Below are 24283 nucleotides of genomic sequence, written 5' to 3'. Positions count from 1 at the left end.
GCTCAGGCGCGGCGCGGGAAGCGGTCGAAGTCCGGCACGCGCTTCGCCTTGTACGCCTCGCGGCCCTCCTGCGCCTCCTCGGTGGCGTAGAAGAGCAGGTTGGTGTCGTGGGCCAGCTGCTGGATGCCGGACAGCCCGTCCTCGGCGGCGTGGAAGCTCGCCTTGCACAGCCGCATCGCCATCGGCGACAGCTGCAGCATCCGCCGGCACCACGCGACGGTCTCGGACTCCAGCTCGGCCAACGGCACGACGGTGTTGACCAGGCCCATCTCCAGGGCCTCGGCGGCATCGTACTGCTCGCAGAGCAGCCAGAACTCCTTGGCGCGCTTCTGCCCGACCTGCTGGGCGAGCAGGCCGGCGCCGAAACCGCCGTCGAACGAGCCGACCTTGGGTCCGACCTGGCCGAAGCGGGCGTTGTCCGCAGCGATCGTCAGGTCGCAGACCAGATGAAGGACGTGCCCGCCGCCGATCGCATAGCCCGCCACCATGGCGACGACGGGCTTGGGCAGCCGACGGATCTGCACCTGCAGGTCCGTGACGTGGAAGCGGCCGACGGCATCCTCGCGGCCCGGCTCGGTCAGGTAGCCGGTGTCGCCGCGGACCCGCTGGTCCCCGCCGGAGCAGAAGGCGTCCGGCCCCTCCCCCGTCAGCACGATCACGCCGATCGAGCCGTCCTCACGGGCGCGGGTCAACGCGTCGGAGATCTCCATGAGCGTCTGCGGCCGGAACGCGTTGCGCACCTCCGGCCGACAGATGGTGATCTTGGCGATGCCGTCGCCCGAGTGGTCGAGGCGGATGTCGTCGTACTTGCCGACGCTCGTCCACTCCACGGGCTCACGCGGCCCCGAGACCCTCATGATGGTCGACTCCGCCAGCTCCGTCTCCGCATCAGGCCATCGTCAGGCCGCCGCTGACGGACAGCGTCTGGCCCGTGATGTAACCGGCGGCGTCGGAGGCGAAGAAGGCGACGGCGGCGGCCACGTCCTCGGGCTGCGCCAGCCGCTTCATCGGTACCGCCTTGGTCATCCCGCCCAGCACCTTGTCCGCGTCCTGCCCGGAGTTGTCGGCGAACTTGCGCAGCGCCGGGGTGTCGGTCGGGCCGGGGCAGACGGTGTTGGCGGTGACGCCCTTCGTCGCGACCTCACGAGCGAGGGTCTTGGTGAAGGCGATGATCCCGCCCTTCGCGCCGGAGTAGACGGCCTCGAGCGAGGAGCCGACGCGGCCGGCGTCGGAGCCGATGTTGACGACGCGACCGAAGCCGCGCTCGATCATGCCCGGCACGACCGCCTGCACGACGCGCAGCTGGCCCTTGAAGTTGATCTCCAGGATGCGGTCCCAGAAGTCCTCGCCGGTCTTGAGGAACGGCATGAAGTCGTCCCATCCGGCGTTGTTCACCGCGACCTCGACCGGGCCGAGCTCCTCGGTCACGGTCTTGACGGCGGCCTGGACGGACGCGGTGTCGGTGACGTCGGCCTGCACGGCGATCGCGGTGCCGCCGGCGTCGGTGATGGACTTCGCGGTGGCCTGCGCGGCCTCCAGGTTCAGGTCGACCACGGCCACCTTGAAGCCGTGCCCACCCAGCGTGGTGGCGATGCCCTGGCCGATGCCCTGGGCGCCGCCGGTGACGAACGCGGTGCGGTTGCTCATCAGTGAGTCCTCTTCTCGGGGTCAGGCGCTCTGCAGGTGCCAGTCGACGGGTCCTGCGATGAGCGAGTGGCTGGTCAGGGTGCGGCCGAGCACCCGTTGGGCCTCGCGGGCGGCCTCGATCACGGCGGGCAGGTCGAGCCCGGTCTCCACACCCATCTCGTGGAACATGCTCACCAGGTCCTCGGTGGCGATGTTGCCGGTGGAGCCCTGCGGCACCGGGCAGCCGCCCAGCTCGCCGAAGCTGGACTCGAAGCTCGTACAGCCCGCCTCGAGCGCGGCGTAGGCGTTGGCCAGGCCCTGTCCGCGGGTGTTGTGGAAGTGGGCCGTGACCTCGACGCCGGGGAGCCGCTCGAGCGCCGCGGCGAAGAACTCCCGGGCGTAGGCCGGGTTGCACATGCCGGTGGTGTCGCCGAAGCCGATCTCGGTGGCGCCGGCCTCGGCGAACCGCTCGGTCAGGTCCAGCACCCGGTCCAGCTCGACCTTGCCCTCGTAGGGGCAGCCGAAGGAGGTGGCAACGACTGCGGCGCACTTCAGGCCCTCGGCCCGGATGCGCTTCGCCATGACGTCGTTGTCCGCCATGGTCTCGGCGACGCTGCGGTTGACGTTCTTCCTGTTGTGCGTCTCGGAGGCGGACACGAAGATCGCCGCCTCGTGGAAGCGCTCCCGGACCTTCAGCGCGTTGTCCAGGCCGCGGCTGTTCGGGATCAGCACCATCAGCTCGACGTGCTCGGGCACGTCGATGCGGTTCAGCACCTCCACGCCGTCGGCCAGCTGGGGGATCACGTCCGGGCGCACGAAGCTCGCGACCTCGATGCGCCGGAAGCCCGCCCGGGCCAGAGCCTCGATCAGCCGGATCTTGTCGTCCGTGGCGATGCGCTCGGGCTCGTTCTGGAACCCGTCACGCGGCCCGACCTCACGGATCTGGACACGCCTGCTCATGAACCCTCCCGGAGAGCTCGCTCGAGGTCTTCTCGGTGTTCGGGGGCGGCGACCGCCACGAGGCGGGCGCCGCGGTCGGCGAGCGGGCAGCCGCGCAGCCGGGCGACGCCGTGTTCGGTGACCACGACGTCGACGTCCGCCCGGGCGGTGCTGACCGGTCCCCTCAGCGCAGGCACGATCGTGGACGCGCCGCCGGCGGTGGAGCGCAGGGCGATGATCGACCGAGCCCCGGTGCGGGCGGCGGCGCCGGAGAAGTCCGCCTGCCCCCCGATGCCGCCGAGGTATCGGCCGGCGGCGACCTCGCTGCCCACCTGGCCGCTCAGGTCGACCTCGATCGCGGAGTTGATCGCCACGAGACGCCGCAGCCGGGCCAGCACACCGGGATCGTGGGTGTAGCTCGCCGGGCGGAACACGACGGGCAGATCGGCGAGTCGCGCGTAGAGCTCGGCGGACCCGATCGCCGTCCCGGTGACCAGCAGCCCCTCGTCGATCTCCTTGCGGCGGCCGGTCAGCACGCCCTTCTCCACCAGCCGCAGCACGCCGTCGGTCAGCATTCCGGAGTGGAAGCCGAGGTCCCGGTGTCCGGCGAGCCCGTCCATGATCGCCGTCGGCAATGCACCAACGCCCATCTGCACGGTGTCCCCGTCCTCGACGAGCTCGGCGACGCGGGCGGCGATCGCCCCGTCGACGGCGTCCGGCGCCCGGTCCGGGGCCTCCGGGACGGGCCGGTCGGTCTCGACGGTGGCGTCGAACCGCTCCAGCGGGATCCCGGGCGTGCCGACGGTGGCCGGCATCCGGTGGTTGATCTCGCCGATCAGCACCCTGCTGTGCCGCACGGCGTCGGCCGCGTAGTCGGCGCCGATCCCGAGCGAGCAGAGGCCGTCCGGCCCGGGCGGGGAGACCTGCACCAGGCCGACGTCACCCGGGAGGAGGCGCTCCGCGAACAGCCGCGGCAGCACCGAGTAGTGCGCGGGCACGATCTGCAGGCCGCGCGCCCTGCGCAGCTCCCCCATCGCGCCGTACGAGGTCAGGGTGAGCTCGGCGGGGACGTCACGGAGCCGCCGATTGAAGCTCAGCCCGCAGAACGTCCGCACCGGCCCGATGTTGGCGACCTGGTCCAGCAGGGCGTCGACGAGCGGGGTGGCCTCGGCACCGGCCTGGCTCCACCAGACGCCGTCCCCCGGACGGATGTGCGACCTGAGATCGAGCGCGGAATCGACCATGTCAGACCCGCTGCACCAGGGTCCCGGTGCCGAGGCCGCCGCCGCAGCACATCGTGACCAGGCCGAGCTCGACGTCCCGGCGCTCCATCTCGGCGACGATCGTGGCCAGCAGCCGTCCGCCGGTCGCGCCGACGGGGTGGCCCAGGGCGATCGCCCCGCCGTTGACGTTGACCCGGTCCATGTCCGGCTTGAGCTCGCGCTGCCAGGCCAGGACGACCGAGGAGAACGCCTCGTTGACCTCGAACAGGTCGACGTCGGACATGCTGAGCCCGTTGCGCTCCAACAGCTTGTGCGTGGCCGGGATGGGACCGGTCAGCATGATCACCGGGTCCACGCCGACGGTCGTATGGTCGAGGATCTTCGCGCGCGGGGTGAGGCCGTACTCGTCGACGGCGCTCTGCGAGGCCAGCAGCACCCCGGCCGCGCCATCGCAGATCGGCGACGACGTTCCCGCGGTGATCCGGCCGTTCTCCGTGCGGAAGACCGTCTTCAGCCCGGCCAGGGTCTCCACGGTCGTACCCGGGCGGACGGTCTGGTCGCTGCGGCGCACCTCGCCGTCGAGCTCCCAGTCGATCAGCTCCGCGTCGAACCGGCCCGCCTCGACGGCGTCGGCGGCGAGGGCGTGCGAGCGCGCGGCGAACTCGTCCATCTCCTCGCGCGACAGGTCCCAGCGCTCGGCGATCAGCTCGGCGCTCTCGCCCTGCGGCACGAAGTCGTACTGCTCCCACATCCGCGCCGTCCACGGCTCGCCGTAGAGTTCGGAGATCTTCGCCGGCGAGTTCATCGGGACGTGCCCCATGTGCTCGACGCCCGCGGCGATCACGACGTCGTGCACACCGGAGGCCACCAGGGAGGCCGCCATCTCGCTCGCGGTCTGCGCCGAGCCGCAGCGCCGGTCGAGGACGACGGCCGGGACCTCGGGCGGGTAGCCCTCCTGCAGCCAGGCGTTGCGCGCGATGTTGCGGGACTGCTCGCCGAACGGGGCCGTGCAGCCCACGACGAGGTCCTCGACGACGGCGGGGGCGATTCCGGCGCGGCGCAGCAGGTCGCGGTAGACCGCGCCGAGCAGGTCGTTGGGATGACTGTCGCGAAACCAGCCCTTCTCCGGGTGCGACTTCCCGAAGGGCGTGCGCGCGCCCTCGACGAGGAAGACGTCCCGACCCTGCAGCGGCACGTCAGATCACCGTCCCGCCGTCGACCGGCAGCACCTGGCCGGTGATGTAGCCCGCCGCGGGCGAGGCCAGGAACACGAACGACGCCGCGATCTCGTCCGGGTAGGCCCAGCGCTGCAGCGGGATCCGCTCCAGGGTCTTGGCAGCGAGCTTCTCGTTGCTGCGGATGTTCTCGGTCATCGCCGTGGCCGCCAGCGGCGCCAGCGCGTTCACCGTGACCTGGCGGCGCGCCAGCTCCTTGGCCAGCGACTTGGTCAGCCCGATGATCCCGGCCTTCGCGGCGCCGTAGTTCGCCTGGCCGATCGTGCCGACCAGCCCGGCGGCCGAGGTGACGTTCAGGATCCGGCCCGAGCCGTCGTCCGGCAGGAACGGCAGGGCGGCCTGCGAGCAGGTGAACGAACCCATCAGGTGGATCTCGACGATCCGCCGGAAGGCGTCCTCGGTCAGCTTGGGGAACATCGCCGGCGCGATGGCACCGGCGTTGTTGACCAGGATGTGCAGCGCCCCGCCGCCGAGGTCGGCCGCCTTGGCGGCGGCCGCATCGGCGGCGGCCCGGTCGCGGACGTCGAGCACCTGGCTGTCCGCCCTGCCCCCGGCCTCGACGATCTGCTTGGCGACCACGCGGGCGGCGTCCTCGTCCACGTCCGTGACGAGCACCGCGGCGCCTGCACGGGCGAACGTGGTGGCGACCGCGGCGCCGATCCCTCCCCCGGCACCGGTGACCAGGGCCGCGCGGCCGTCCAGGGAAAACGCCTCGAGCGCGGGCATCAGTAGCTCCTCGGGAGGCCCAGTACGTGCGAGCCCAGGTAGTTGAGCACCATCTCCTGGCTGAGCGGCGCGATCTTGAGCAGGCGGGCCTCCCGGAAGTACCGGGCGACGTTGTACTCCTCGGAGTAGCCCATCCCGCCGTGGGTCTGCAGCGCCCGGTCCGCGGCCTGGAAGCCGGCGTCGGCGCACAGGTACTTGGCGGTGTTGGCCTCGCGACCGCACGGCTCGCCCCGGTCGTAGAGCCAGGTCGCCTTGCGCAGCACCAGCTCCGCCGCGTCGAGGCGGGCCAGCGAGTCCGCCAGCGGGAACTGCAGGCCCTGGTTCATGCCGATCGGCCGGCCGAACACCTCGCGCTGGTTGCCGTAGGTCACCGCGCGGTCCAGCGCGACCCGGCCCAGGCCGAGCGCCTCGGCCGCGACCAGCATCCGCTCCGGGTTGAGCCCGTCGAGGATGTAGGTGAAGCCCTTGCCCTCCTCGCCGACGCGGTCCTCCACCGGGATCATCAGGTCGTCGATGAAGAGCTCGTTCGAGGTGACGGCATTGCGCCCCATCTTCGGGATGGGCCGGATGTCGATCTTCGAACGGTCGAGGTCGGTGAGGAACAGCGTCATGCCGTCCGTCTTCTTGGCGACCTCGTCGACCTTCTGCGTGCGGGTCAGCAGCAGGACCTTCTCCGACTCGACGGCCTTCGAGATCCACACCTTGCGGCCGTTGACCCGGTAGTGGTCGCCCTCGCGCTTGGCGAAGGTCGTGATCCGCGGGGTGTCCAGGCCCGCGCCGGGCTCCGTCACCCCGAAGCAGACGTGCAGCGAGCCGTCGACGATCCGCGGCAGGGTGCGCTTCTTCAGCTCGTCGGAGCCGTGCTTGATCACCGGGTGCATGCCGAAGATCGACAGGTGGATCGCCGAGGCGGCGTTCATGCCGCCGCCGGACTTGGCGACCTCCTCGATCAGGATCGACGCCTCGGTGATGCCGAAGCCGTGGCCGCCGTACTCCTCCGGCGTGGTGATGCCGAGCCAGCCGCCCGTCGCCAGCGCGTCGTAGAACTCGGTCGGGAACCGCTTGTCCCGGTCGTGCTCCATCCAGTACTGGTCGTCGAACTTGCCGGCGAGGTCCCGGACCGCGTCCCGGATCGTCGACTGGTCATCGGTGAGCCCGAAGTCCACCGCACACCTCCTCCGACCACGTCGTCACTGCGCGGTCGATCGTAACAAAGGACTGACCAAAACTGGCGACACTCGTCGCCGTGGGAAAGGTCATACCGAACGGGCGTGGAGCTATGCCTACGCGCCCGGAATCAGGGCCAACCGGTCCGCCAAGCGGTCGTTCCATGCCGCGGGTGAGCCGAACAGCTCGGCGTCGAGCTTGGCCCGCTTGTAGAAGATCTGCAGGTCGTGCTCCCAGGTGTAGCCGATCGCCCCGTGCAGGGTCAGGGCCGCGTCCGCAGCGGCGGACGCCGCACCGCACACCTGCGCCTTCGCGGCCGCGGCATGCAGCGGCGCGTCGGGATGGCCGGCCCCGACCGAGGCAGCGGCGAGGTACACGATCGACCGGGCGGACTCGACCTTCACCAGCATCTCCGCGGCCGCGTGCTTGACCGCCTGGAACGACCCGATCGGGACGCCGAACTGCTTGCGCTGCAGCGTGTACTCGACCGTCGTGTCGAGCATCTGCTCCATGACCCCGAGCGCGTCGGCCGCGACCAGCACCGCAGCCCGCAGCGCCGCGACCTCCAGGACCTCGGGCCCCACGAGCGGGATCGCGGTGCCGTGGGCGCCGTCGAGCTCGACGTCGGCCACTGAGCGGCTGCGGTCGGTGAGGGCCCGCGCGCGAATCCGCACCCCCGGCTGGTCGACCTCCACGAGCTGCAGCGAGGGCCGCGCTCCGCCGACCGGGACGACCAGGCGGTGCGCGCGGTCCGCGGCGAGCACCGTGCCGACGGTTCCGCCGAGCCGCGACCCGTCGCCGGTCACCCCGGTCCCCGCAGTCGGGACGACGCCGGCCGGCGAGGCCAGCACCGTGGTCACGCCGTCGGCCAGGAGCGCCTTGGCCGCCTCGGGCATCCCCGCCAGCGCGGGAAGTGCGAGCATCGAGCCGAGCCAGGCCGCGGACGGCGCCGCTCGCCTGCCGAGCTCCTCCGCGGCCAGGGCGAGCTCGACCAGCCCGCCGCCCTCGCCGCCGAGGTCCTCGGGGGACCCGACCCCGAACCAGCCCTCGCCCACGAAACGCTCCTCGAACGAGGCGTGGTCGCCGGCGTCGAGCCAGCCGCGCAGCGTCTCCGGCGGGCAGGTCCCGCTCAGCCAGTCCGCGAGCACCGCCCGGAAGTCGGCCTGCTCGGCAGAGAGTTCCCAACGCATGAGTTGCTCCTACTCGGCTCGCGGGCGTGTGACGACGACGTCGTGGCCCGCGACGATGGTAAATTGGGTCAGACCTTTAGACCAGGAAAGGAGGACCCCATGGCCGCAGGCGACGCCCGGTCGGCGATCCGGCTCTCCCCGATGGAGGTCCCCAAGGCCTCCGACGTCCTCGCCAACGAGCTGCGCGAACGCATCCTCTCGGGCGAGTACCCCGAGGGCACCCCGCTCCCCCCGGAGCGCGAGCTCGTCACCCAGACCCGGATGAGCCGCACCACGGTGCGCGAGGCCCTGCGCATCCTCGAGGTGCAGGGCCTCATCCGCATCAAGGCCGGCCGCGCGGGCGGAGCGTTCGTGCAGCGCCCGGGCGAGGAGTCCGTGGCCAGCTCGCTCGAGCTCCTGATCCGGGGCCGGCAGATCCGCCTCGCCTCGGTGCACGAGACCCGCGAGGCGATCGAGCCCTCCTGCGCCCGGCTCGCGGCGCAGCACCGGACCGCCGGGGACCTGCGGCGCCTGGAGGCCGCCAACGAGGAGATCGCCGCCAGCGCGGACCTCGACGGGTTCCTGCGCGCCAACGTGGACTGGCACGTAGCCGTGGCCACCGCCAGCCACAACGAGATCCTGACCGGCATCATGATGGCGCTGTCGCGGGCGATCTACACCACGACCCACAACGAGGGCTTCGTCAACGACGAGGTCCGCGACATCACCGTCCGCGCCCATCGGTCCGTCACCCGGGCGATCAAGGAGCGCGATGCCGACGCGGCCGTCCGCCGGATGACCCGGCACGTGCACTCCTACGCCGCCGCCGCGCTCGAGGTCGACGAGCGCACGACCGTCTCGGTGCCCGAGGAGGACTGACACCGGGGCGGACGGTGCCCGCCCGCGAAGCTCAACCATCGCGGGCGCCCGCCTGTTCACCCACCGCCGCCCGGACCACGTCCAGCGCCTCGGGGTTCTCCGCGCCGGACAGGTCACCGGGATCCTGCCCCAGCGCGGCGGCCCGCACGGCCCGGCGCATGATCTTCGCCGAGCGGGTCTTCGGCAGCTGGTCCACGCGGCGGATCAGGCTCGGCGCGAAGGGTCTGCCCAGCTCCTCGCCCACCCGGCGGCGCAATGTCTCGGCGAGCTCCTCGTCGCTCGCGGTCGCGTCGGTCCGCGGCACCCAGAAGGCCCATACGGCCTCGCCCTTCTTCGCGTCGGGCACCCCGACGACCGCGGCCTCCGCGACGGCCGGGTGCGCGATCAGCACGGCCTCGACCTCGGCCGGCGCCAACCGCTTGCCCGCCACGTTCATCACGTCGTCCGAGCGGCCGCGCAGGAACCACTGCCCGTCCGCGTCGACGACGGCGTGGTCGCCGTGCCGCCACAGCCCGGGGAAGGTCGACCAGTAGGCCTCGAGGTAGCGCTCGCGGTCCCGCCAGATCCCCCGGGTCATCGCTGGCCAGGGCTGGCGGCACACCAGCTCGCCCACCTCGCCGCGCACGGGCTCGCCTGCGGCGTCGACGACGTCGACGTCCATCCCGAGCGACGGCCCGCCCAGTGAGCAGCTGCGGATCGGCTCGACCGGGTAGGGGGCGAGGAACGACCCGCCCACCTCGGTGCCACCGGAGAAGTTGATGATCGGCACGCGGCCGCCGAAGACGGCGCGCGCGAGCCACTCGTACGACTCGGCGTCCCACGGCTCGCCCGTGGAACCGAGCGTGTGCACCGAGGACAGGTCCACGGCCGCCACCGAGTCGGTGTCGAGCGTGCGGACGGTGCGGATCAGGGTGGGCGACACCCCGAGCATGGTGACCCGGTGCCGCTCCGCGAGCCGCCACAGCCGACCGAGGTCCGGCACGTCCGGCGAGCCCTCGTAGAGCACCAACGCGCCGCCGTTGGCGTGTGTGCCGACGATCGACAGCGGGCCCATGATCCAGCCCATGTCGGTGATCCAGCAGAACACTCCGCCGGGTCCGAGGTCGAACGAGTAGGCGACCTCGCTCGCCGTCTTGACCAGGAAGCCGGCATGCGTGTGCACCGCGCCCTTCGGGCGGCCCGTCGTCCCCGAGGTGTAGGCGAGCAGCAGCGTGTCCGACGACGCCATCGGCTCGGGCGGGCCCGGGTCGGGATCGTGGGTGAGCAGGTCCGACCAGGCGGTCTCGCCGTCGCCAGGTGTGCCGACGACCACGACGTGCCGGACCGACGGACTCTGCGCCACGGCCTCGCGGACCGGCGGCAGCATCGACACCGTCCGTCCCCGCCGGACGGTCGACTCCGCGACGACGACCGCCCGCACCTCTCCGTCCTGCAGGCGGGAGGCGATCGCGCCCGCGGCGAACCCGGAGAAGAGCGGGACTAGGACCGCGCCGAGCCGGGCCGCGGCGTAGAACGCGACGACCGCCTCGGCGACCATGGGGAGGTAGAGCGCCACGGCGTCGCCCCGACCGACGCCGAGCTCCCGCAGGCCGGCCGCGACCCGCCGCGACCGCTCGTCGAGCTCCGCGAAGGTCAGCCGGTCGACCGTGCCGTCCTCGGCCTCGTGCACCACCGCCGTCCGGTCGCGCGCCGCCGGGTCCGCAGCCCAGCGTGCCAGGCAGGCGTCGGCCACGTTCAGCTCGCCGCCGACGAACCAGTCCGGATCGGTCACGCCGCGGGACAGGTCGAGAACCTGCGTGTACGGGCGCGAGAACGGCAGGCCCAGGTCGGTGACGACCGCGTCCCAGTACCAGCCGACGTCGGAGACCGAGCGGGCGCGCAACGCGTCGATGTCCTCGATGCCGTGGCGGCGCGCGAACCGGGCGATCCGCGCGTTCTCGAGGTACTCCGCGCCGGGGGTCCAGACGTAGGTGCCGGACGCGGTCGAGGGCGCGGCAGGGGTCGTCATGCTCCGCTCCTCGGCATGCCGAGCATCCGCTCGGCCACGATGTTGCGTTGGATGAAGGTGGAGCCGCCGGCGATCGCGGTGCCCCGGGCCTGGTAGGCGAGCCGTTGCCAACGACTCTCCGCCTCGGACTGCTCCTCGGGGGCCAGCTGACCGCCGAGCGGGGACAGCGACTGCCGGAAGTCCGCGAGGTCCTCCACCAGCGGGCAGAAGTAGAGCTTGCCGATCGAGGTCACCGGCCCCGGCGGGCCGCCGTCCGCGGCGATGGTCAGCACGCGCTGGCCGATGGCATGGTGCACGAGCGCGCGGCCGTAGAGATCGGCCACCTTCTGCCGCACCGTCGGGTCCGCTCCGAGGGGGGCGCCGTCCGGTCCGGTCATCTCACGGATCTGCGCGACGATGTCGTCGACGGCGCGTCGGGTGTTGACCCGGCCCGTCGCGATGCCGACCCGCTCGAAGCCGAGCGTGGCCATCGCGACCTTCCAGCCGCCGTTCACCTCGCCCAGCACGAGCTCGTCCGGCACGAAGACGTCGTCGAGGAAGACCTCGTTGAACTCCGCCTCGCCGAGCATGTGGGCGAGCGGGCGGATCGTCACTCCCTCGCCGGCCAGGGGGAGCAGGAAGTAGGTGATGCCCTTGTGCCGTGGCAGTTCGGTACCGCCGGTGCGGGCGAGCAGGATGGCGTTCGTGGCCAGATGGGCGCGGCTGGTCCAGATCTTCTGCCCGGAGATCCGCCAGCCGCCGTCGACCTTGGTGGCCTTCGTCCGCAACGATGCGAGGTCCGAGCCGGACTCCGGCTCCGAGAACAGCTGGCACCACAGCTCGTCGCCGGTGAGGATCGGGCGCAGGAACCGCTCCTTCTGCGCGTCCGTGCCGAAGGCGATGATCGTGGGGCCCGCGAAGTCCTCGCCCACCGTGTTGAGCCGCTCGGGCGCACCCGCGCGGTCGGCCTCGTCGGTGAACACCGCGCGGATCTTGGCGTCGGCGCCCTGGCCGCCGTACTCCCGCGGCCAGGACATGCCCGCGTACCCGCCCTCGAACAGCAGGCGCTGCCACCGCCGCCAGAACGGCAGCTTGTCGGCCAGCTCGACAGGTTCGGGCCACGGCAGCGTCGGGAGCGTGTCGGCGAGCCATGCCCGCACCCGCGCCCGGAACTCCGCCTCCGCGGGGGAGTCAGCGAGATCCATGGAAGCTCCTTCGTCGATCGCCGCCGATATTATGCTATCGGTCAGACCAAAGTCTAGCCTCGGCCTCCGCCCGTGCATCATTGCTGTTTCGGCCAGACCATTGTAACTTCGGACCGAACGACGGGCTCGGACCCGACCCTCATCCCAGGACGGAAATCGATGGAGATTCCCACCGTGAGCGATCGCTACCCGGCGGTCGAGGTGCAGGAGTACTACGACTCCGGCTGCTGGAGCACGGAAACCTTCGCCGAGGTGCTCACCCGCCAGGCGGGCGTCACGCCGGACAAGACGTTCGTCACCGACGGCACGGCCGGATACACCTACGCCGAGCTGCGCGACCTGTCCGCTCGCCTCGCCGTGGGCCTGCGCGAGCGCGGGGTGCGCGCGGGCGACCGGGTCGCCGTGCAGCTGCCGAACTGGGCGGAGTTCGCCGTGGTCACCGCCGCCGTCGCGCGGCTCGGCGCGATCACCGTCCCGATCATGCCGATCTACCGCCGCGACGAGGTCGGCCACGTGCTCGACGACGCCGAGGTCTCCGCGGTGGTGACGCCGTCGACGTTCAAGGGCTTCGACTACCTCGGCATGTACCGCGACCTCGCCGCCTCCCGGCCCGGGGTGCACACGGTCGTCGTCGTGCGGGACGACGCCGCGGCCGGCGGCCCCGTCACGCCGCTCACCGCGTTGCTCTCCGATTTCGATCCCGCTGAGGCCGTAGCGTCCCTGGGCAGGCCGGTCGGGCCGGACGATCCCTACGTCATCGTCTACACCTCGGGCACGACGGCGCGCCCGAAGGGCTGCGTGCACACGTTCAACACCTACGCCGGGGGCGCCCGCTGCCTGAACCAGGCGTTCGCGGTCACCTCGGCGGACGTGGGGTTCAGCCCCTCCCCCATCACCCACACCACCGGCCTGGTCACCGGGATCCTGATGCCGCTGCTGGCGGGGGGCTCCACCCACGTGATGGCCGAGTGGGAGCCGCGCCGCGGCCTCGAGGAGATCGCGCGGTACCGCTGCTCGATCACCGTCACCGCCACGACGTTCCTGCAGATGGCGCTGGACGTCCTCGACCCCGCCCTGCACGACGCCTCGAGCCTGCGGGTGTGGGTCTCCGCCGGTGCGCCCATCCCGCGCTCGGTGGTGGAGCGGGCCCGTACGCTGCTGCCGTCGACCAGGATCCTCAGCCTGTACGGGCGCAGCGAGAACCTCACGACGACGACCTGCACGGTCGCCGACGATCCGGAGAAGGCATTGATCTCGGACGGCTCGGCACTGCCGTACGCCGAGGTCCGGGTGGTCGACGAGGCCGGCGTGCCCGTGCCCGCCGGGCAGGAGGGCGACATCGCCTACCGCGGACCCAGCCACATGCTCGGCTATCTCGGACGGCCCGACGAGACGGCCGAGCTCTACACCGCCGACGGCCTCTCCCGGTCCGGCGACCTCGGCCGCATGGACGCCGACGGCTACGTCCGGGTCACCGGCCGCACGAAGGACATCGTGATCCGCGGCGGCATGAACATCAGTGTCCGCGAGCTCGAGGACCTGCTGGCCGAACACCCGGGTGTCCGGGCCTCTGCCGTCGTCGGCATGCCGGACCTGCGGCTCGGCGAGCGGGTCTGCTGCTACGCCGTCCCCACCGACCGGGACTCGCCGCCGACTCTGGACTCGCTCAAGGCCTACCTGCTGGAGCGCGGCGTCGCGATCCAGAAGACCCCCGAGCGCCTGGAGCTGGTCGACGAGCTGCCGATGACCGCGACCGGCAAGATCCAGAAGCACCTGCTGCGGCAGGACATCGCGCGCAAGCTCGACGCCCGCGAGAAGGTCCCGTCCACCACGTGAGCGCGGAGCGGACGAGGACGGTCGGGGACGTGCTCGACGAGGTGGCCTTCACCGTGGAGGCCGGAAAGGTGGGCGAGTTCGCCCGCGCCACCCACGCCACCGACCCGGTGCACAGCGACCCGGTCGCCGCCGCGGCAGCCGGTTTCGGCGCGCTCGCGGCCACGCCCACTCATGTCGTGGTCAGCGGGCACCACCGCGACCAGCGAGCGATGGTCGAGCGCCTCGGACTGGCCCTGGAACGTGTGATCGTCGGCTCCGTGCGGTGGCGCTACCGGCGCCCGCTCGTGGTCGGCGACGAGCTCCGCGGCGTCCGCAGGCTCGTCGGCGACGAACGGGTCGGCGGCGGGTCGGGCAGGCCGCCGATGCGGCGGATCACCCTCGAGACGACCTTCGTCGACGCTGCGGGAGAGGCCGCGGTGGAGTGGCGCGAGGTCGTCCTGGAGCGCGGGGTGCCGTCGTGAGCGTGCGTGAGCCGGTGGCGGTGGCCACCGGGACGGCGGTGCCCGAGCGGGAGGTCGGGCCGATCACGCCGACCGACATCGTGCGGTTCGCCGGGGCCGGCGGGGACTTCAACCCGCTGCACCACGATCCCGCGTTCGCCCGGCGCGCCGGGTTCGACGGCGTCATCGCGATGGGCCAGATGCAGGCCGGCATGCTCGCCTCCTGGCTGACCGACTGGTGCGGGGTCGAGTACCTCCGTGAGCTCGACGTCCGGTTCCGGGCCCCGGTGCGGCCGGGCGCGGTGCTGAGGTTCACCGGCGAGGCCACCGGGCTCGGGGACCTCGACGGCGAGCCGGTCGCCGCGCTGGCGCTGCGCGCTGCTGTCGGCGAGGACGAGGTGGTACGGGCGAGCGCGGTGATCGCAGTGAACGACGGTTCGCGGGCCGGGCCCGTGGGCCGGTCCTAGCGGCGTCGACCACGGAACGACGGTTCATGCGCTCTGCTAGCGTCCGCCGGGTGGACAGCGGCGACCGCGAGAGGCTGATCCTCGAGACCGCCGCCGAGCTGTTCCGGGAGAAGGGCTTCCACGGCGCCGGGATGGACGAGATCGGCACCCGCGCCGGGCTGAGCGGGCCGGCCCTCTACCGGACATTCGGGGGCAAGAACGAGATCCTCGCGGCGCTGTTCACTGAGGCCCTCGACGAGCTCGTCGGGGCGACGACAGAGCTACTCCCCGACCCCGTCGCTGACCTGCGCCGGCTGGTCCACCATCACGTGACGTTCACCGTGGGGCGGCGGGCGCTCGTCGCCGTCTACCAACGCGAGGACCGGGCGCTCGTCGAGCCGTGGCGGCGCGACTTCGACCGGCGCCGACGGCGCTACGTCGAGCGGTGGGAGGCCGCCGTCGCCCGCGCCGTCCCGGCGGCCTCCCCTGTGGAGGTCGAGGCGGCGACGCAGGGCTGCCTGGGCACGATCTTCTCGTTGGCGGTCTGGCCGCGACGGACCTTGCGCTCACCGGGCGCCGTCGACGCGGCGGAGGCCTACGTCCTGCGCGGGCTGGGCCTCCCCGAGGGCCCGGGCGCGTAGCGCGGCGAGCAGGATCTTCCCGGCGTCGCTGCGCGGCACCCGGTCGACGAGGTGGATCCGTCGTGGGCATTTGTAGTGCGCCAAACGCTCCCGGCAGTACCCGACGAGCTCGTCGGGGAGCCCCGGGTCCGGGTCGCCCAACGGGGCGACGGCAGCGCGGACCTGCTCGCCGAACTCCTCGTCCGGCACGCCGAAGACCGCCACGTCGGCCACCGCCGGGTGCAGGGCGAGCACGTCCTCGATCTCCCGGGGGTAGACGTTCACGCCGCCCGTGATGACGGTCTGCCCGCGGCGACCTGTGAGGTGCAGGTAGCCCGCGGGCTCGACGAACCCGAGGTCGCCGGCCGACCCCCAGCCCGCGGTCGCGGCCAGGTCGGCGGCACCGTCGGCGCTCCGGTCGGGCTTCCCGGCGCCGGACCGGACCAGCCACACCTGCCCCACCTCACCCGTGGGAAGCTCGCGGCCCTCCTCGTCGCAGATGCGGACCGTGCCCCCCTTGGGCAGGCCGACCGAACCGGGATGGGCCAGCCACTCCTCGGGCCCGATGGATGTGCGGCCGTAGCCCTCCGACGAGCCGTAGTACTCGTGGACGATCGGCCCCCACCAGTCCAGCATCGCGCGCTTGACCTCGGGCGGGCACGGCGCCGCCCCGTGCACGGCGACCCGGTGGGTGCTCAGGTCGTGGCGGCGCCGGACCTCCTCGGGCAGCCGTAGCATCCGGACGAACATCGTCGGGACCCAGAGGCTGTGGGTCACGCCGTGCCGCGCGATCGCGGCCAGCGAGCCCTCGGCGTCGAACCGGGTGCTGGTGACGACCGTGCCGCCGAGCTGGTGGACCGCGTGCAGGAACGCCATCGGCGCGGAGTGGTAGGCGGGCCCGGGGCTGAACAGCACCGGCGGCGGTTCCCCCGGCGCCGGGACCACCTGCAGGTCGGTCATCATCGCGGCGTAGCGCAGTGGCACGTCCGCGGGGTGGGTGCCAGGTGGGTCCTCTCGGAACGGCTTGGGTCGGCCGGTGGTGCCGGAGCTGAACAGCAGCCGGCCACCCATCGTCTCGGGCGGGTCGACTCCTCCGACGTCGGCGATCGCGGCGTCGTACCCTTCCCCCAGCACCAGGAGCGGCCCGGTCGCCCCGGCCGCGCGGACCGACTCGACCGCAGAACTGTCCGCGACGACGGCCGCGGGCGCGGCGCCCTCCACCATCGGGTACAGCTCCCCTGCGCCCAGGCGTGGGTTCAGCGGCGCGACGACGAGCCCGCTGCGCCAGCACGCCCACACGATCTCGGCCCAACGCATGTCGTTGCCCGCGACCAGCAGCACGACGTCGCCGGGGCGCAACCCGTGCCCGTGGAACCACCGCGCGAGAGCGGCGCTGCGTCGGTCGACCTGTTGCCAGGACACCTGTTCACCGGTGTCCGCCACGACGAAGGCCGGCCGTTGCGGCGCCGTCGCCGCATGCGTCGGGGGGTACACGCCACCACCGTACGAGATTGGACTGACCATTGATAAGGGCGATCGGACACGGCTACCCTCGTGGCCTCGCTCACAGCTAGACGTTCGTGACGAAGCGGAGGCTCGGATGGTCAGCCCGGATATCGCGGTCGACGGCCCCACCCTGACGGTGCACGGCCGGTACGACGAGGTGTCCGTGCGCCTCTTCCGCGAGCGCGGTTGGTGGCAGGACGGCTCCGCTGCGGCACTCCTCGACAGATGGGCCACGGAGACGCCGACCCGGCGGTTCGTGTCCGACGGAACGGTCGAGCTGGACTACGCAACGGTGCGCGAGCGCGCGAACGGCCTCGGGGCCGCACTGCTGCACGCCGGCGTGCGCCGAGGCGACCGCGTCGCGATGCAACTGCCGAACTGGGCCGAGTTCGTGGTGGGGTACCTCGCCGTCGCCCGGATCGGCGCGGTCCTCGTCCCGATCATGACGGTGTACCGGCAGACCGAGGTCGGGCACGTCCTGCGCAACTCCGGAGCGGTCGCGGCGATCACCACCGGCGAGTTCCGCGGGTTCGACCATGCCGCCATGTTCCGGGCGCTGCAGAAGGAGCTGCCCGCGCTCCACACCCTCGTCGTCGCCCGAGGTGTCGCGAACGAGGGCGAGCTGGCCTTCGACGAGGCCTGCACCACTGCGGCCGCCCAGCCCGAACTCGGTCCGTATCCCGACCCGGACCTGCCGCACATGATCGTCTACACCTCGGGCACGGAGTCCACGGCGAAGGGCTGCGTGCACACGTGGAACACCGCGGACTACTCCGCCCGCGGACTCGCGCACGACGTGTTCCGGACCCGTCCCGAGGACGTCGTGTTCATGCCCTCGCCGGTGGCGCACGCGACGGGCCTGGTCGTCGGGATCCTCGTGCCACTCGCCGTCGGCGCGGAGACGCACCTGCTGGACGTGTGGGAGCCGAACGAGGGCCTGCGGCGGATCGAGGACTACCGGTGCACGGCCACGGCCACCGCGACCCCGTTCGTGCGCATGGCCCTCGACTCCCAGCGCGAGGCACAGCGGGACCTCTCGTCGATGCGGTTCTGGCTCTGCGCGGGTGCGCCGATCCCGGCGGCGCTCGCGACCGAGTTCGAGCGGGCCTTCGACGACGGCGTCCTCATGCCGCTCTACGGCGCCACCGAGATCCTCGCCGCCACGTGCTGCCACCTCGGCGACCCGCTCGAGCGCCGGGCGGGATCGGACGGCTCCCCGGCCCTCGAGGGGATCCGGATCGACCTCGTCGGCGCCGACGGCGAGGACGTGGCCGACGGCGAGGAGGGCGAGATCTGCTACTGGGGGCCCGGTGCAGTGCTGGGGTACTGGCGCGACCCCGAGCGCACGGCCGCCACGATCGACGATCGGGGCCGCCACCACACCGGAGACCTCGGCCGTCTCGACGACCAGGGCTACCTGCGGGTCTCGGGCCGGCTCAAGGACATCATCATCCGCGGTGGGACCAACATCAGTGCCGCCGAGGTCGAGGGGTACGTCGCCGCACATCCGACTGTCGCCCAGGTGGCGGTGGTGCCGTACCCGGACGAGCGGCTGGGCGAGAAGGCGTGCGCCGTGGTGGTCCCGAGGCCGGGCGAGCAGCCGACACTCGGCGAGATCACCGACTTCCTCCGGAGCCGCCACATCGCCACGCAGAAGTTGCCCGAGAAGCTCCTGCTCGTGGACGCGCTGCCGATGACCGCCACGGGGAAGGTGAAGAAGTTCGAGCTCCGGGACCTCGCCCGACGAGGCTGATGCCCGCTCCGGCGCCTGGCCGGGCGCCGGAGCGGGGGCTGTCAGGCCGAGGAACCGGACGGGACGTTCGGGTCCTCGTCACGGTCCTGGGTCTCGGCGCCGGTCTCTCGGTGGTCGAGGGTGAAGCGGTACGGCCCCATGAACAGCAGGCACACGATGCTCACCCCGACGAGGACGATGATCGGGATCGCGCCCGCCGTGTAGGAACCGGTGGCGGAGAAGACCTGGCCGAGCAGGAAGATCCCGAACGCCGACCCCTGGGCGTAGAGGAAGTAGATGAAACCGAGCGCCCGCCCGTAGGAGTGTTTCGGGAAGTAGCGGCTGGCCATGTACGCCGCGACGTCGCCCTCCGCACCGAGACCGAGGCCGATCAGGATCGCCGCGAGGAACAGCAGGGCCACCTGGCTCGAGAGGATCATGAGTGCCGCCCCGACCGCGCACGCCGCGAAGATGACGACGCCGACGGCCGGTGCGTAGAAGCGGTCCAGCAGGTACCCGACCAGCAGGCGTGCGGCCAGGGACGCGAGGCTGAGCACCGAGAGGATCGAGACGGCGGTCCCCTGGCCGATCCCCTTGTCGGTGCTCATCGGCACGACCTGCGACATGAGACCGAACGTCGCCGAGGACACCAGGAAGATCGCCAACGAGAGCAGCCAGAACTGGCGGCACTTGCGGGCGAGCGTCCACAGCGACTCCCCCGCGACCCGTCCCTGCTCACGGGCGGCCCGACGCTCCCGCTCGTCCTGCGCGGGCATCCGGGTGACGAAGGCGTAGACCGCGGTCGGGATCACCGTGCACAACGCACCGATGATCACGAAGCTCATTCGCCAACCGGCAAGGCCCAGGAGCCAGTTCGCCAGGAACGGCATCAGCACACCGCAGGCCCCGAGGCCGGCCATGAGAATGCCGAGCGCGAGCCCCCGGCGGTCGGAGAACCACGCGCTGACCACGGTTGCGTGGGCGATGGGGTTGACCGCACCGGCACCGACACCCATGACGATGCACAGCAGGTAGAATGGCGTCTGCCCACCCTGCAGGGTGGCCATGAGCATCAGGCCGGCGCCGAACAGCAGGGCCATCGGGACGGAGGGGCCCCGCGGACCGAACCGGTCGATCAGCAGGCCCAGCGCCACGATGCTGACCCCGACCAGCACGGTCTCCAGCGAGAGACCGTTGCTGATCACGCTGCGTTCCCAGCCGAACTCCTTGGCCATGGGCCCGCCGAGTACGTTGAACAGGACGTTGACCGTGCTGGTTCCGAACAACAACGTCACGAAGCCCGTCGCGACGTACCACCAGCGATTCAGGTGGCCGGTCCGCGGCGGCGTCGAGGCGACACTGCCTGCACTCATCGTCGATGTACTCCTCTGTCGGCGCGCACCTCCGCGCCGAAGGCGGCCCCGACGGTCGGTGCGTGGAAGGGAATCGGCCGTCGCTCCCGGTCGTTCGGAGCACGACGCCTCCTGTGGCGCCGCGTCTCGACGGCATCAGCACCGTAGCACTTTGGCTAGACCATTAAAATGGTCGATGCTAACTATGCCGACCGGGCGCCCGTCGGCCCGTGCCGAGCACGTGCAGTGACGTCCGGTCGACGACGACCACAGGCCCACCGGCGTGCGCTCCGGTCCGCGCCAGACGATCGACTCGACCGGAGTCAGTGCGACGACCGCGATGAACACCGGCACTTCGATGGCCATCCGGCCGACGCAGGCGTGTGCGGGGCCGTTGAGCGATCTATCACCTCGCCCAGGTTCGGGTACATGCGAGCGTGCCCGTTTACCTCGCGTGGACCTCACAACAGCCCACTGACCTCGTCGGACCCTGGGAAGAGGCGCGGACGGCAGGCCCGGGCCTGCTGCTGATCGACAGCGCTGCCTCCCTCTCTGCGGTCTACCACGCCGTCAAATGGTCCCTACCGCAAGAAGCCGCGCTCCTCGTCAGCGTCGTGCCGCACACGCCGAAGTCGCGCGGCCTGCCCGCAGGAACCACCAAGTGGCTGCGTGCGAGGACGACGCCGCCGAGCAGCTGAAGTGGGCCCACTTCGAAAGCGCCGAAAGTGCGCGATGCAGAGTCGGGCTGCGCTTCGGGTGGAGCGGAAAGGTCGAACTGAGTCGGCTCGTCGAATCGTCATCCGCTGGTCGTTCATGGCGTCGCGCTGTTGGCCTGTCCGCCGCCCGCGGGACAGAGGAGCAGTCAGATTGGTCGCAAGGATCGGCCCGTAGCCGCCGAGCGAGCCGTTGTGGGCACCTACAGGAGGACGACCTCGGCGAGGATGACCATCCCGATCAGGTGCAGAGGTAGGAGCGTCGACGCCCACGCGGGTTCGATGCGCGGCAGTCTCCCGCTGCGGCACGCCGTGCTCGGCGTGTCGTGACTCAACTCAGCTCCGGGTCCGCCACACACCGGAGCGCGACCGAAGGAGTTGGTGTCACAACTGGTGTCATGAGACTGGCGTGTCGTGACAGAACTGAGCAGCTCTGCCGTGCTGAACTGGGTGGGCGCGGCAGGGATCGAACCTGCGACCGCTCGGGTGTAAAGCGCGCAGCACTCCCCTCTCAAGCCTCCTACCAGCGACGACGCGAGCGCGCGAGACCTCTCCCAGCCGCTCTGGCACCCCCCTTGACCGGCATTTCGTGTCATGAGTGGTGTCATGAGAGAAATCCCTGAAGATCTTCCCGTTAACCTCCCAATCAACGAGGTCGTCCTGCACGAGCAGGCCCACCAGCGCGGCCTGGAGATCGCGCGGAAGCTGGCGGCCAAGCCCGCGCTCTACCGCAGCCTGCAAGCAGACGCTGAACCTACGCTGAGTGATCGAGGCCGTCCCCCGCGGCATGGCGCTCGAGGGTCTCACCGCCGCCGACCTCGCCTACCAGGCGAACTAGCCGATCGCGGGGGCCGGGGCGCCCCGGCCCGCTCCTTCGTATCGCCTTCACCCGGCACGACGCACTTCGTGAGGTCGGACGCCGGACCAGCCGGCGAGAGCGTCGAGGTCGCGCAGGAACTCGGCCCAGACGTCGAAGTAGGCATCCTGTTCGGGGTCGCCGAGCGCAGCGTGTTCGCCGAGCCTCACCCGGCGCCACGCGTCGGCCAGCCGACCCGCGTAGCGCTCCATCCTCGGAACGATGACCACCGCGGCGTAGATCGCGGTGATGCGCTCGGGATGTGTCCGCGCGACGTCCTCCAGCACGGCGGCATCATAGATCGGGTCGTGGTGATCGTTGATCACCATGGCTGCTCCTCGGTCGCCCGCCTCGCCCTCGCGCAAGAACCAGCGAGACGTCAGGTTCGCGACTTCGACGTCCAGTTCCGCCAGTCGCGGCCTCAAGCTGGCCAGTCGCGTCCGGTGCCCCTCGACGGTTTCGGCCGACGCCAACCGCCTCAGCAGGATCCTGCCGATCGCGGTGGAGGACCATCGCCCGGTGGCCGCGCAGTCTACAACGAGGCCTACCGACTCCGCTGCGAGCAGTTCGCCGTGCGCGATGCCGACCCCGATGCCGGACCGCCGCGCCACGCCCTCGACGGTCAACGACCCGGCCACGCACAGCGCGCGGAGAACACGCGTCCGGTAACGCTCTGGCGTCGCTGTCAGCATGCGGCCTCACCTTTCATGACCCGCCCGTACATCGGTGTCGGAGCGGCGAGCCGGAGCGCTCCTCCTCGGAGCACCCCGGCTGCATTCACTCAGAGTAGGAAGGGGACCCGGCCGTGACTCCCCCTTCAGGGAGGAGAGTCGTACCCACTTCGAGTGAGTAGCGATGCTTCGACTACCTGGCGTCGACATTGCCGCCCGAAAGACCGGGTCAGGTCGCGGGGTCGAGATAGATCGTCTTCAGGTTCTGATGACCCCGCAAACCCTCCGCCCGAGCTCGCGGCCGATGCCGCTGGCCTTGACCCCGCCAAAGGGCGCGGTGCAGTCGTTGACGTAGCCATTGATCCCGATCGTTCCGTTGCTCGGCGAGGTGGTGCGAACTGCGACAACCCGGCACCCCGCCGCATGCGCACAGTGGGTCGAACCCGGACGGATGGAGGATGTGTGCAGATACGCGGAGTGGTTGCGCTGGTGACCGGAGGGGCGTCGGGGCTCGGGCTCGCGACGACCGAGAAGCTGCTCAACGAGGGTGCCGACGTCGTGGTGGTCGACCTGCCCTCGTCCCCGGGGCCTGCGGTGGCCGAGAAGCTGGGCCCGGCGGCACAGTTCGTCGCGGCGGACGTCCGGGACCCCGAGCAGGTCGCCGCAGCGATCGCGGCGGCGGGCGAGCGCGGCCCGCTGCGGGTGGCGGTGAACTGTGCGGGGATCGGTGATCCGGGCCGCACGCTCGGCAGGAGTGGTCCGCTGGAGCTGGAGCGGTTCGCTCGCGTCGTGGAGATCAACCTCATCGGGACGTTCAACGTCATCAGGTTGGCCGCCGAGGCGATCCGGGCGACCGACCCGGTCGACGGCGAGCGAGGCGTCGTGGTGAACACCGCCTCGGTCGCGGCCTTCGACGGGCAGATCGGGCAGGCGTCGTACTCGGCGTCGAAGGGCGGCGTCGTCGGCATGACGCTGCCGATCGCTCGGGACCTGGCCCGCGACCTGATCCGGGTCATGACCATCGCGCCGGGGATGTTCGCTACGCCCATCCTGCGGGGTCTGAGCGACGAGGCCCGCGCCTCGCTCGAGTCCCAGGTCCCCCACCCGTCACGGCTCGGCGAGCCGTCCGAGTACGCGGACCTGGTGGCACACATCGTCGCCAATCCCATGCTCAACGGCGAGACGATCCGGCTCGACGGAGCGATCCGGATGGCCCCCCGATGAGCGCGCCCGTCGCGCTCGTCACCGGGGCCTCCCGCGGGATCGGCGCCCTGATCGCGGACAAGCTGGCTGCTGCGGGCTGGGACCTCACCGTCTCCGCGCGCTCGGAGGGCCCGCTGCAGGAGCGTGCGGGCCTGCTGTCCGCGCACGGGCACGCGGTCCGCGCTGTCCCCGCCGACATGGGTGTGGAGGAGGACGTGGTGCGCCTCGCCGACGTCCACGTCGAGGCGTACGGGCGGCTCGACGCCCTGGTCCTCAACGCCGGCATGGGCTCGATCGGCCCGTTCGCCGACTTCCCGGCCCGCCGCTTCGACAAGCTCTATGCGATCAACGTCCGCTCGGGCTACGTGCTGACGCAGCGGCTGCTGCCGGTGCTGCGCAAGACGGCAGCCGGTGAGCGCGGCACGGCCAAGGTGATCGCGGTGTCCTCGTTGACCGGGGTCGCCGCCGAACCGCTCAACTCCGCCTACGGCGCGAGCAAGGCCGCGCTGACGTCCCTGTGCGAGACGCTGAACACCGAGGAGTCGGAGGCCGGCGTGACCGCCACGGCGGTCTGCCCCGGCTACGTCGCGACCGACATGACCGCTCCGCTCGCGGACCAGGTGGACCCGGGAGCCATGATCGACCCGGCGGACGTCGCGGAGCTGGTCGTGGCCCTCACCCGGCTCGGCCGCTCGGTCGTGGTGCCGAGCATCCCGATGACCCGGCCGGGCCCGCACCTCTGGCGGGCCTGA

21 protein-coding genes are annotated in these 24283 nt (G+C 71.6%); 8 read left to right on the top strand and 13 right to left on the bottom strand.

The window, feature by feature from the left end; translation table 11 throughout:
* Positions 1 to 2: 2 nt before the first annotated feature.
* From menB to LWC33_RS06825, 8 genes are all read right to left on the bottom strand, one after another.
* A complete protein-coding gene (menB, locus tag LWC33_RS06860) occupies positions 3 to 857 on the bottom strand; it encodes a 1,4-dihydroxy-2-naphthoyl-CoA synthase (RefSeq protein WP_233303385.1) in 855 nt (284 codons plus the stop codon).
* Between the two features lie 31 nt (positions 858 to 888).
* Entirely contained in the window at positions 889 to 1647 is a 759-nt protein-coding gene (locus tag LWC33_RS06855; protein ID WP_233303384.1) for an SDR family NAD(P)-dependent oxidoreductase, read from the bottom strand.
* Positions 1648 to 1668: 21 nt separating this feature from the next.
* Positions 1669 to 2586: a hydroxymethylglutaryl-CoA lyase gene (locus LWC33_RS06850; protein WP_233303383.1), complete on the bottom strand. Its 918-nt coding sequence runs from the start codon at positions 2584 to 2586 to the stop codon at positions 1669 to 1671.
* Positions 2583 to 3809, bottom strand: coding sequence for an acetyl-CoA hydrolase/transferase family protein (locus tag LWC33_RS06845; RefSeq protein WP_233303382.1), 1227 nt, complete (start codon positions 3807 to 3809; stop codon positions 2583 to 2585). The genes LWC33_RS06850 and LWC33_RS06845 overlap by 4 nt, the downstream gene beginning before the upstream one ends.
* Position 3810: 1 nt before the next feature.
* Positions 3811 to 4983 carry a thiolase family protein gene (locus tag LWC33_RS06840; RefSeq protein ID WP_233303381.1) on the bottom strand — a complete coding sequence of 391 codons (1173 nt, stop codon included), beginning with the start codon at positions 4981 to 4983 and terminating at the stop codon, positions 3811 to 3813.
* A gap of 1 nt (position 4984) precedes the next feature.
* A complete protein-coding gene (locus tag LWC33_RS06835; protein WP_233303380.1) occupies positions 4985 to 5749 on the bottom strand; it encodes an SDR family NAD(P)-dependent oxidoreductase in 765 nt (254 codons plus the stop codon).
* Positions 5749 to 6915 (bottom strand): acyl-CoA dehydrogenase family protein, encoded by a 1167-nt coding sequence (locus LWC33_RS35850; protein WP_233303379.1) that lies wholly within the window; start codon positions 6913 to 6915, stop codon positions 5749 to 5751. The genes LWC33_RS06835 and LWC33_RS35850 overlap by 1 nt, the downstream gene beginning before the upstream one ends.
* Positions 6916 to 7032: 117 nt before the next feature.
* Positions 7033 to 8106 (bottom strand): acyl-CoA dehydrogenase family protein, encoded by a 1074-nt coding sequence (locus tag LWC33_RS06825; RefSeq protein ID WP_233303378.1) that lies wholly within the window; start codon positions 8104 to 8106, stop codon positions 7033 to 7035.
* A gap of 99 nt (positions 8107 to 8205) precedes the next feature.
* Between LWC33_RS06825 and LWC33_RS06820 the strand changes: the two genes are divergently transcribed.
* Positions 8206 to 8964 carry a FadR/GntR family transcriptional regulator gene (locus LWC33_RS06820; protein ID WP_233303377.1) on the top strand — a complete coding sequence of 253 codons (759 nt, stop codon included), beginning with the start codon at positions 8206 to 8208 and terminating at the stop codon, positions 8962 to 8964.
* 31 nt (positions 8965 to 8995) lie between these two features.
* On the opposite strand, the gene LWC33_RS06815 is transcribed toward LWC33_RS06820, so the two are convergent.
* Complete coding sequence (locus tag LWC33_RS06815) at positions 8996 to 10972, bottom strand: AMP-binding protein (RefSeq protein ID WP_233303376.1); 1977 nt, start codon at positions 10970 to 10972, stop codon at positions 8996 to 8998.
* On the bottom strand, positions 10969 to 12156 hold the full coding sequence (locus LWC33_RS06810; RefSeq protein WP_233303375.1) for an acyl-CoA dehydrogenase family protein: 1188 nt from the start codon (positions 12154 to 12156) through the stop codon (positions 10969 to 10971). The genes LWC33_RS06815 and LWC33_RS06810 overlap by 4 nt, the downstream gene beginning before the upstream one ends.
* A gap of 174 nt (positions 12157 to 12330) precedes the next feature.
* On the opposite strand from LWC33_RS06810, the gene LWC33_RS06805 reads away from it, so the two are divergent.
* From LWC33_RS06805 to LWC33_RS06790, 4 genes are read left to right on the top strand one after another with little or no spacing between them, the layout of a single operon-like run.
* Positions 12331 to 13992: an AMP-binding protein gene (locus tag LWC33_RS06805; protein WP_233303374.1), complete on the top strand. Its 1662-nt coding sequence runs from the start codon at positions 12331 to 12333 to the stop codon at positions 13990 to 13992.
* A complete protein-coding gene (locus LWC33_RS06800) occupies positions 13989 to 14453 on the top strand; it encodes an FAS1-like dehydratase domain-containing protein (protein WP_233303373.1) in 465 nt (154 codons plus the stop codon). Before LWC33_RS06805 ends, LWC33_RS06800 begins: the two co-directional genes overlap by 4 nt.
* Positions 14450 to 14899 carry a MaoC/PaaZ C-terminal domain-containing protein gene (locus tag LWC33_RS06795; RefSeq protein ID WP_233303372.1) on the top strand — a complete coding sequence of 150 codons (450 nt, stop codon included), beginning with the start codon at positions 14450 to 14452 and terminating at the stop codon, positions 14897 to 14899. Before LWC33_RS06800 ends, LWC33_RS06795 begins: the two co-directional genes overlap by 4 nt.
* 50 nt (positions 14900 to 14949) lie before the next feature.
* A complete protein-coding gene (locus tag LWC33_RS06790; RefSeq protein WP_233303371.1) occupies positions 14950 to 15519 on the top strand; it encodes a TetR/AcrR family transcriptional regulator in 570 nt (189 codons plus the stop codon).
* Here LWC33_RS06790 and LWC33_RS06785 read toward each other — a convergent pair.
* Positions 15445 to 16992 carry an AMP-binding protein gene (locus LWC33_RS06785; protein WP_233303370.1) on the bottom strand — a complete coding sequence of 516 codons (1548 nt, stop codon included), beginning with the start codon at positions 16990 to 16992 and terminating at the stop codon, positions 15445 to 15447. The two genes, LWC33_RS06790 and LWC33_RS06785, sit on opposite strands and share 75 nt — an antisense overlap.
* Positions 16993 to 17098: 106 nt before the next feature.
* On the opposite strand from LWC33_RS06785, the gene LWC33_RS06780 reads away from it, so the two are divergent.
* The gene (locus LWC33_RS06780) at positions 17099 to 18757 is read left to right on the top strand and encodes an AMP-binding protein (RefSeq protein ID WP_233303369.1); all 1659 of its coding nucleotides are present in this window, start codon (positions 17099 to 17101) and stop codon (positions 18755 to 18757) included.
* A 41-nt stretch (positions 18758 to 18798) separates the two neighbouring features.
* Here LWC33_RS06780 and LWC33_RS06775 read toward each other — a convergent pair whose 3' ends face one another.
* Entirely contained in the window at positions 18799 to 20109 is a 1311-nt protein-coding gene (locus LWC33_RS06775; protein ID WP_233303368.1) for an MFS transporter, read from the bottom strand.
* Positions 20110 to 21686: 1577 nt separating this feature from the next.
* Positions 21687 to 22349 carry a hypothetical protein gene (locus tag LWC33_RS06770; protein ID WP_233303367.1) on the bottom strand — a complete coding sequence of 221 codons (663 nt, stop codon included), beginning with the start codon at positions 22347 to 22349 and terminating at the stop codon, positions 21687 to 21689.
* A gap of 441 nt (positions 22350 to 22790) precedes the next feature.
* Between LWC33_RS06770 and LWC33_RS06765 the strand changes: the two genes are divergently transcribed.
* A complete protein-coding gene (locus LWC33_RS06765; protein WP_233303366.1) occupies positions 22791 to 23552 on the top strand; it encodes an SDR family NAD(P)-dependent oxidoreductase in 762 nt (253 codons plus the stop codon).
* Complete coding sequence (locus tag LWC33_RS06760) at positions 23549 to 24283, top strand: SDR family NAD(P)-dependent oxidoreductase (protein ID WP_233303365.1); 735 nt, start codon at positions 23549 to 23551, stop codon at positions 24281 to 24283. The genes LWC33_RS06765 and LWC33_RS06760 overlap by 4 nt, the downstream gene beginning before the upstream one ends.

The sequence above is a fragment of the Pseudonocardia terrae genome, assembly GCF_021343995.1.
Lineage (GTDB): Bacteria > Actinomycetota > Actinomycetes > Mycobacteriales > Pseudonocardiaceae > Pseudonocardia > Pseudonocardia terrae.
The sequence above is the reverse complement of the archived record's forward strand: the minus strand, read 5'-3'. Positions and strand labels throughout refer to the sequence as shown.

What these genes read in the sequence shown, in the direction of transcription:
- menB (WP_233303385.1), bottom strand. Translation starts at nt 857, where the DNA reads ATGAGGGTCTCGGGGCCGCGTGAGCCCGTGGAGTGGACGAGCGTCGGC.
- LWC33_RS06855 (WP_233303384.1), bottom strand. Translation starts at nt 1,647, where the DNA reads ATGAGCAACCGCACCGCGTTCGTCACCGGCGGCGCCCAGGGCATCGGC.
- LWC33_RS06850 (WP_233303383.1), bottom strand. Translation starts at nt 2,586, where the DNA reads ATGAGCAGGCGTGTCCAGATCCGTGAGGTCGGGCCGCGTGACGGGTTC.
- LWC33_RS06845 (WP_233303382.1), bottom strand. Translation starts at nt 3,809, where the DNA reads ATGGTCGATTCCGCGCTCGATCTCAGGTCGCACATCCGTCCGGGGGAC.
- LWC33_RS06835 (WP_233303380.1), bottom strand. Translation starts at nt 5,749, where the DNA reads ATGCCCGCGCTCGAGGCGTTTTCCCTGGACGGCCGCGCGGCCCTGGTC.
- LWC33_RS06825 (WP_233303378.1), bottom strand. Translation starts at nt 8,106, where the DNA reads ATGCGTTGGGAACTCTCTGCCGAGCAGGCCGACTTCCGGGCGGTGCTC.
- LWC33_RS06820 (WP_233303377.1), top strand. Translation starts at nt 8,206, where the DNA reads ATGGCCGCAGGCGACGCCCGGTCGGCGATCCGGCTCTCCCCGATGGAG.
- LWC33_RS06815 (WP_233303376.1), bottom strand. Translation starts at nt 10,972, where the DNA reads ATGACGACCCCTGCCGCGCCCTCGACCGCGTCCGGCACCTACGTCTGG.
- LWC33_RS06810 (WP_233303375.1), bottom strand. Translation starts at nt 12,156, where the DNA reads ATGGATCTCGCTGACTCCCCCGCGGAGGCGGAGTTCCGGGCGCGGGTG.
- LWC33_RS06780 (WP_233303369.1), top strand. Translation starts at nt 17,099, where the DNA reads ATGGTCAGCCCGGATATCGCGGTCGACGGCCCCACCCTGACGGTGCAC.
- LWC33_RS06775 (WP_233303368.1), bottom strand. Translation starts at nt 20,109, where the DNA reads ATGAGTGCAGGCAGTGTCGCCTCGACGCCGCCGCGGACCGGCCACCTG.
- LWC33_RS06770 (WP_233303367.1), bottom strand. Translation starts at nt 22,349, where the DNA reads ATGCTGACAGCGACGCCAGAGCGTTACCGGACGCGTGTTCTCCGCGCG.
- LWC33_RS06760 (WP_233303365.1), top strand. Translation starts at nt 23,549, where the DNA reads ATGAGCGCGCCCGTCGCGCTCGTCACCGGGGCCTCCCGCGGGATCGGC.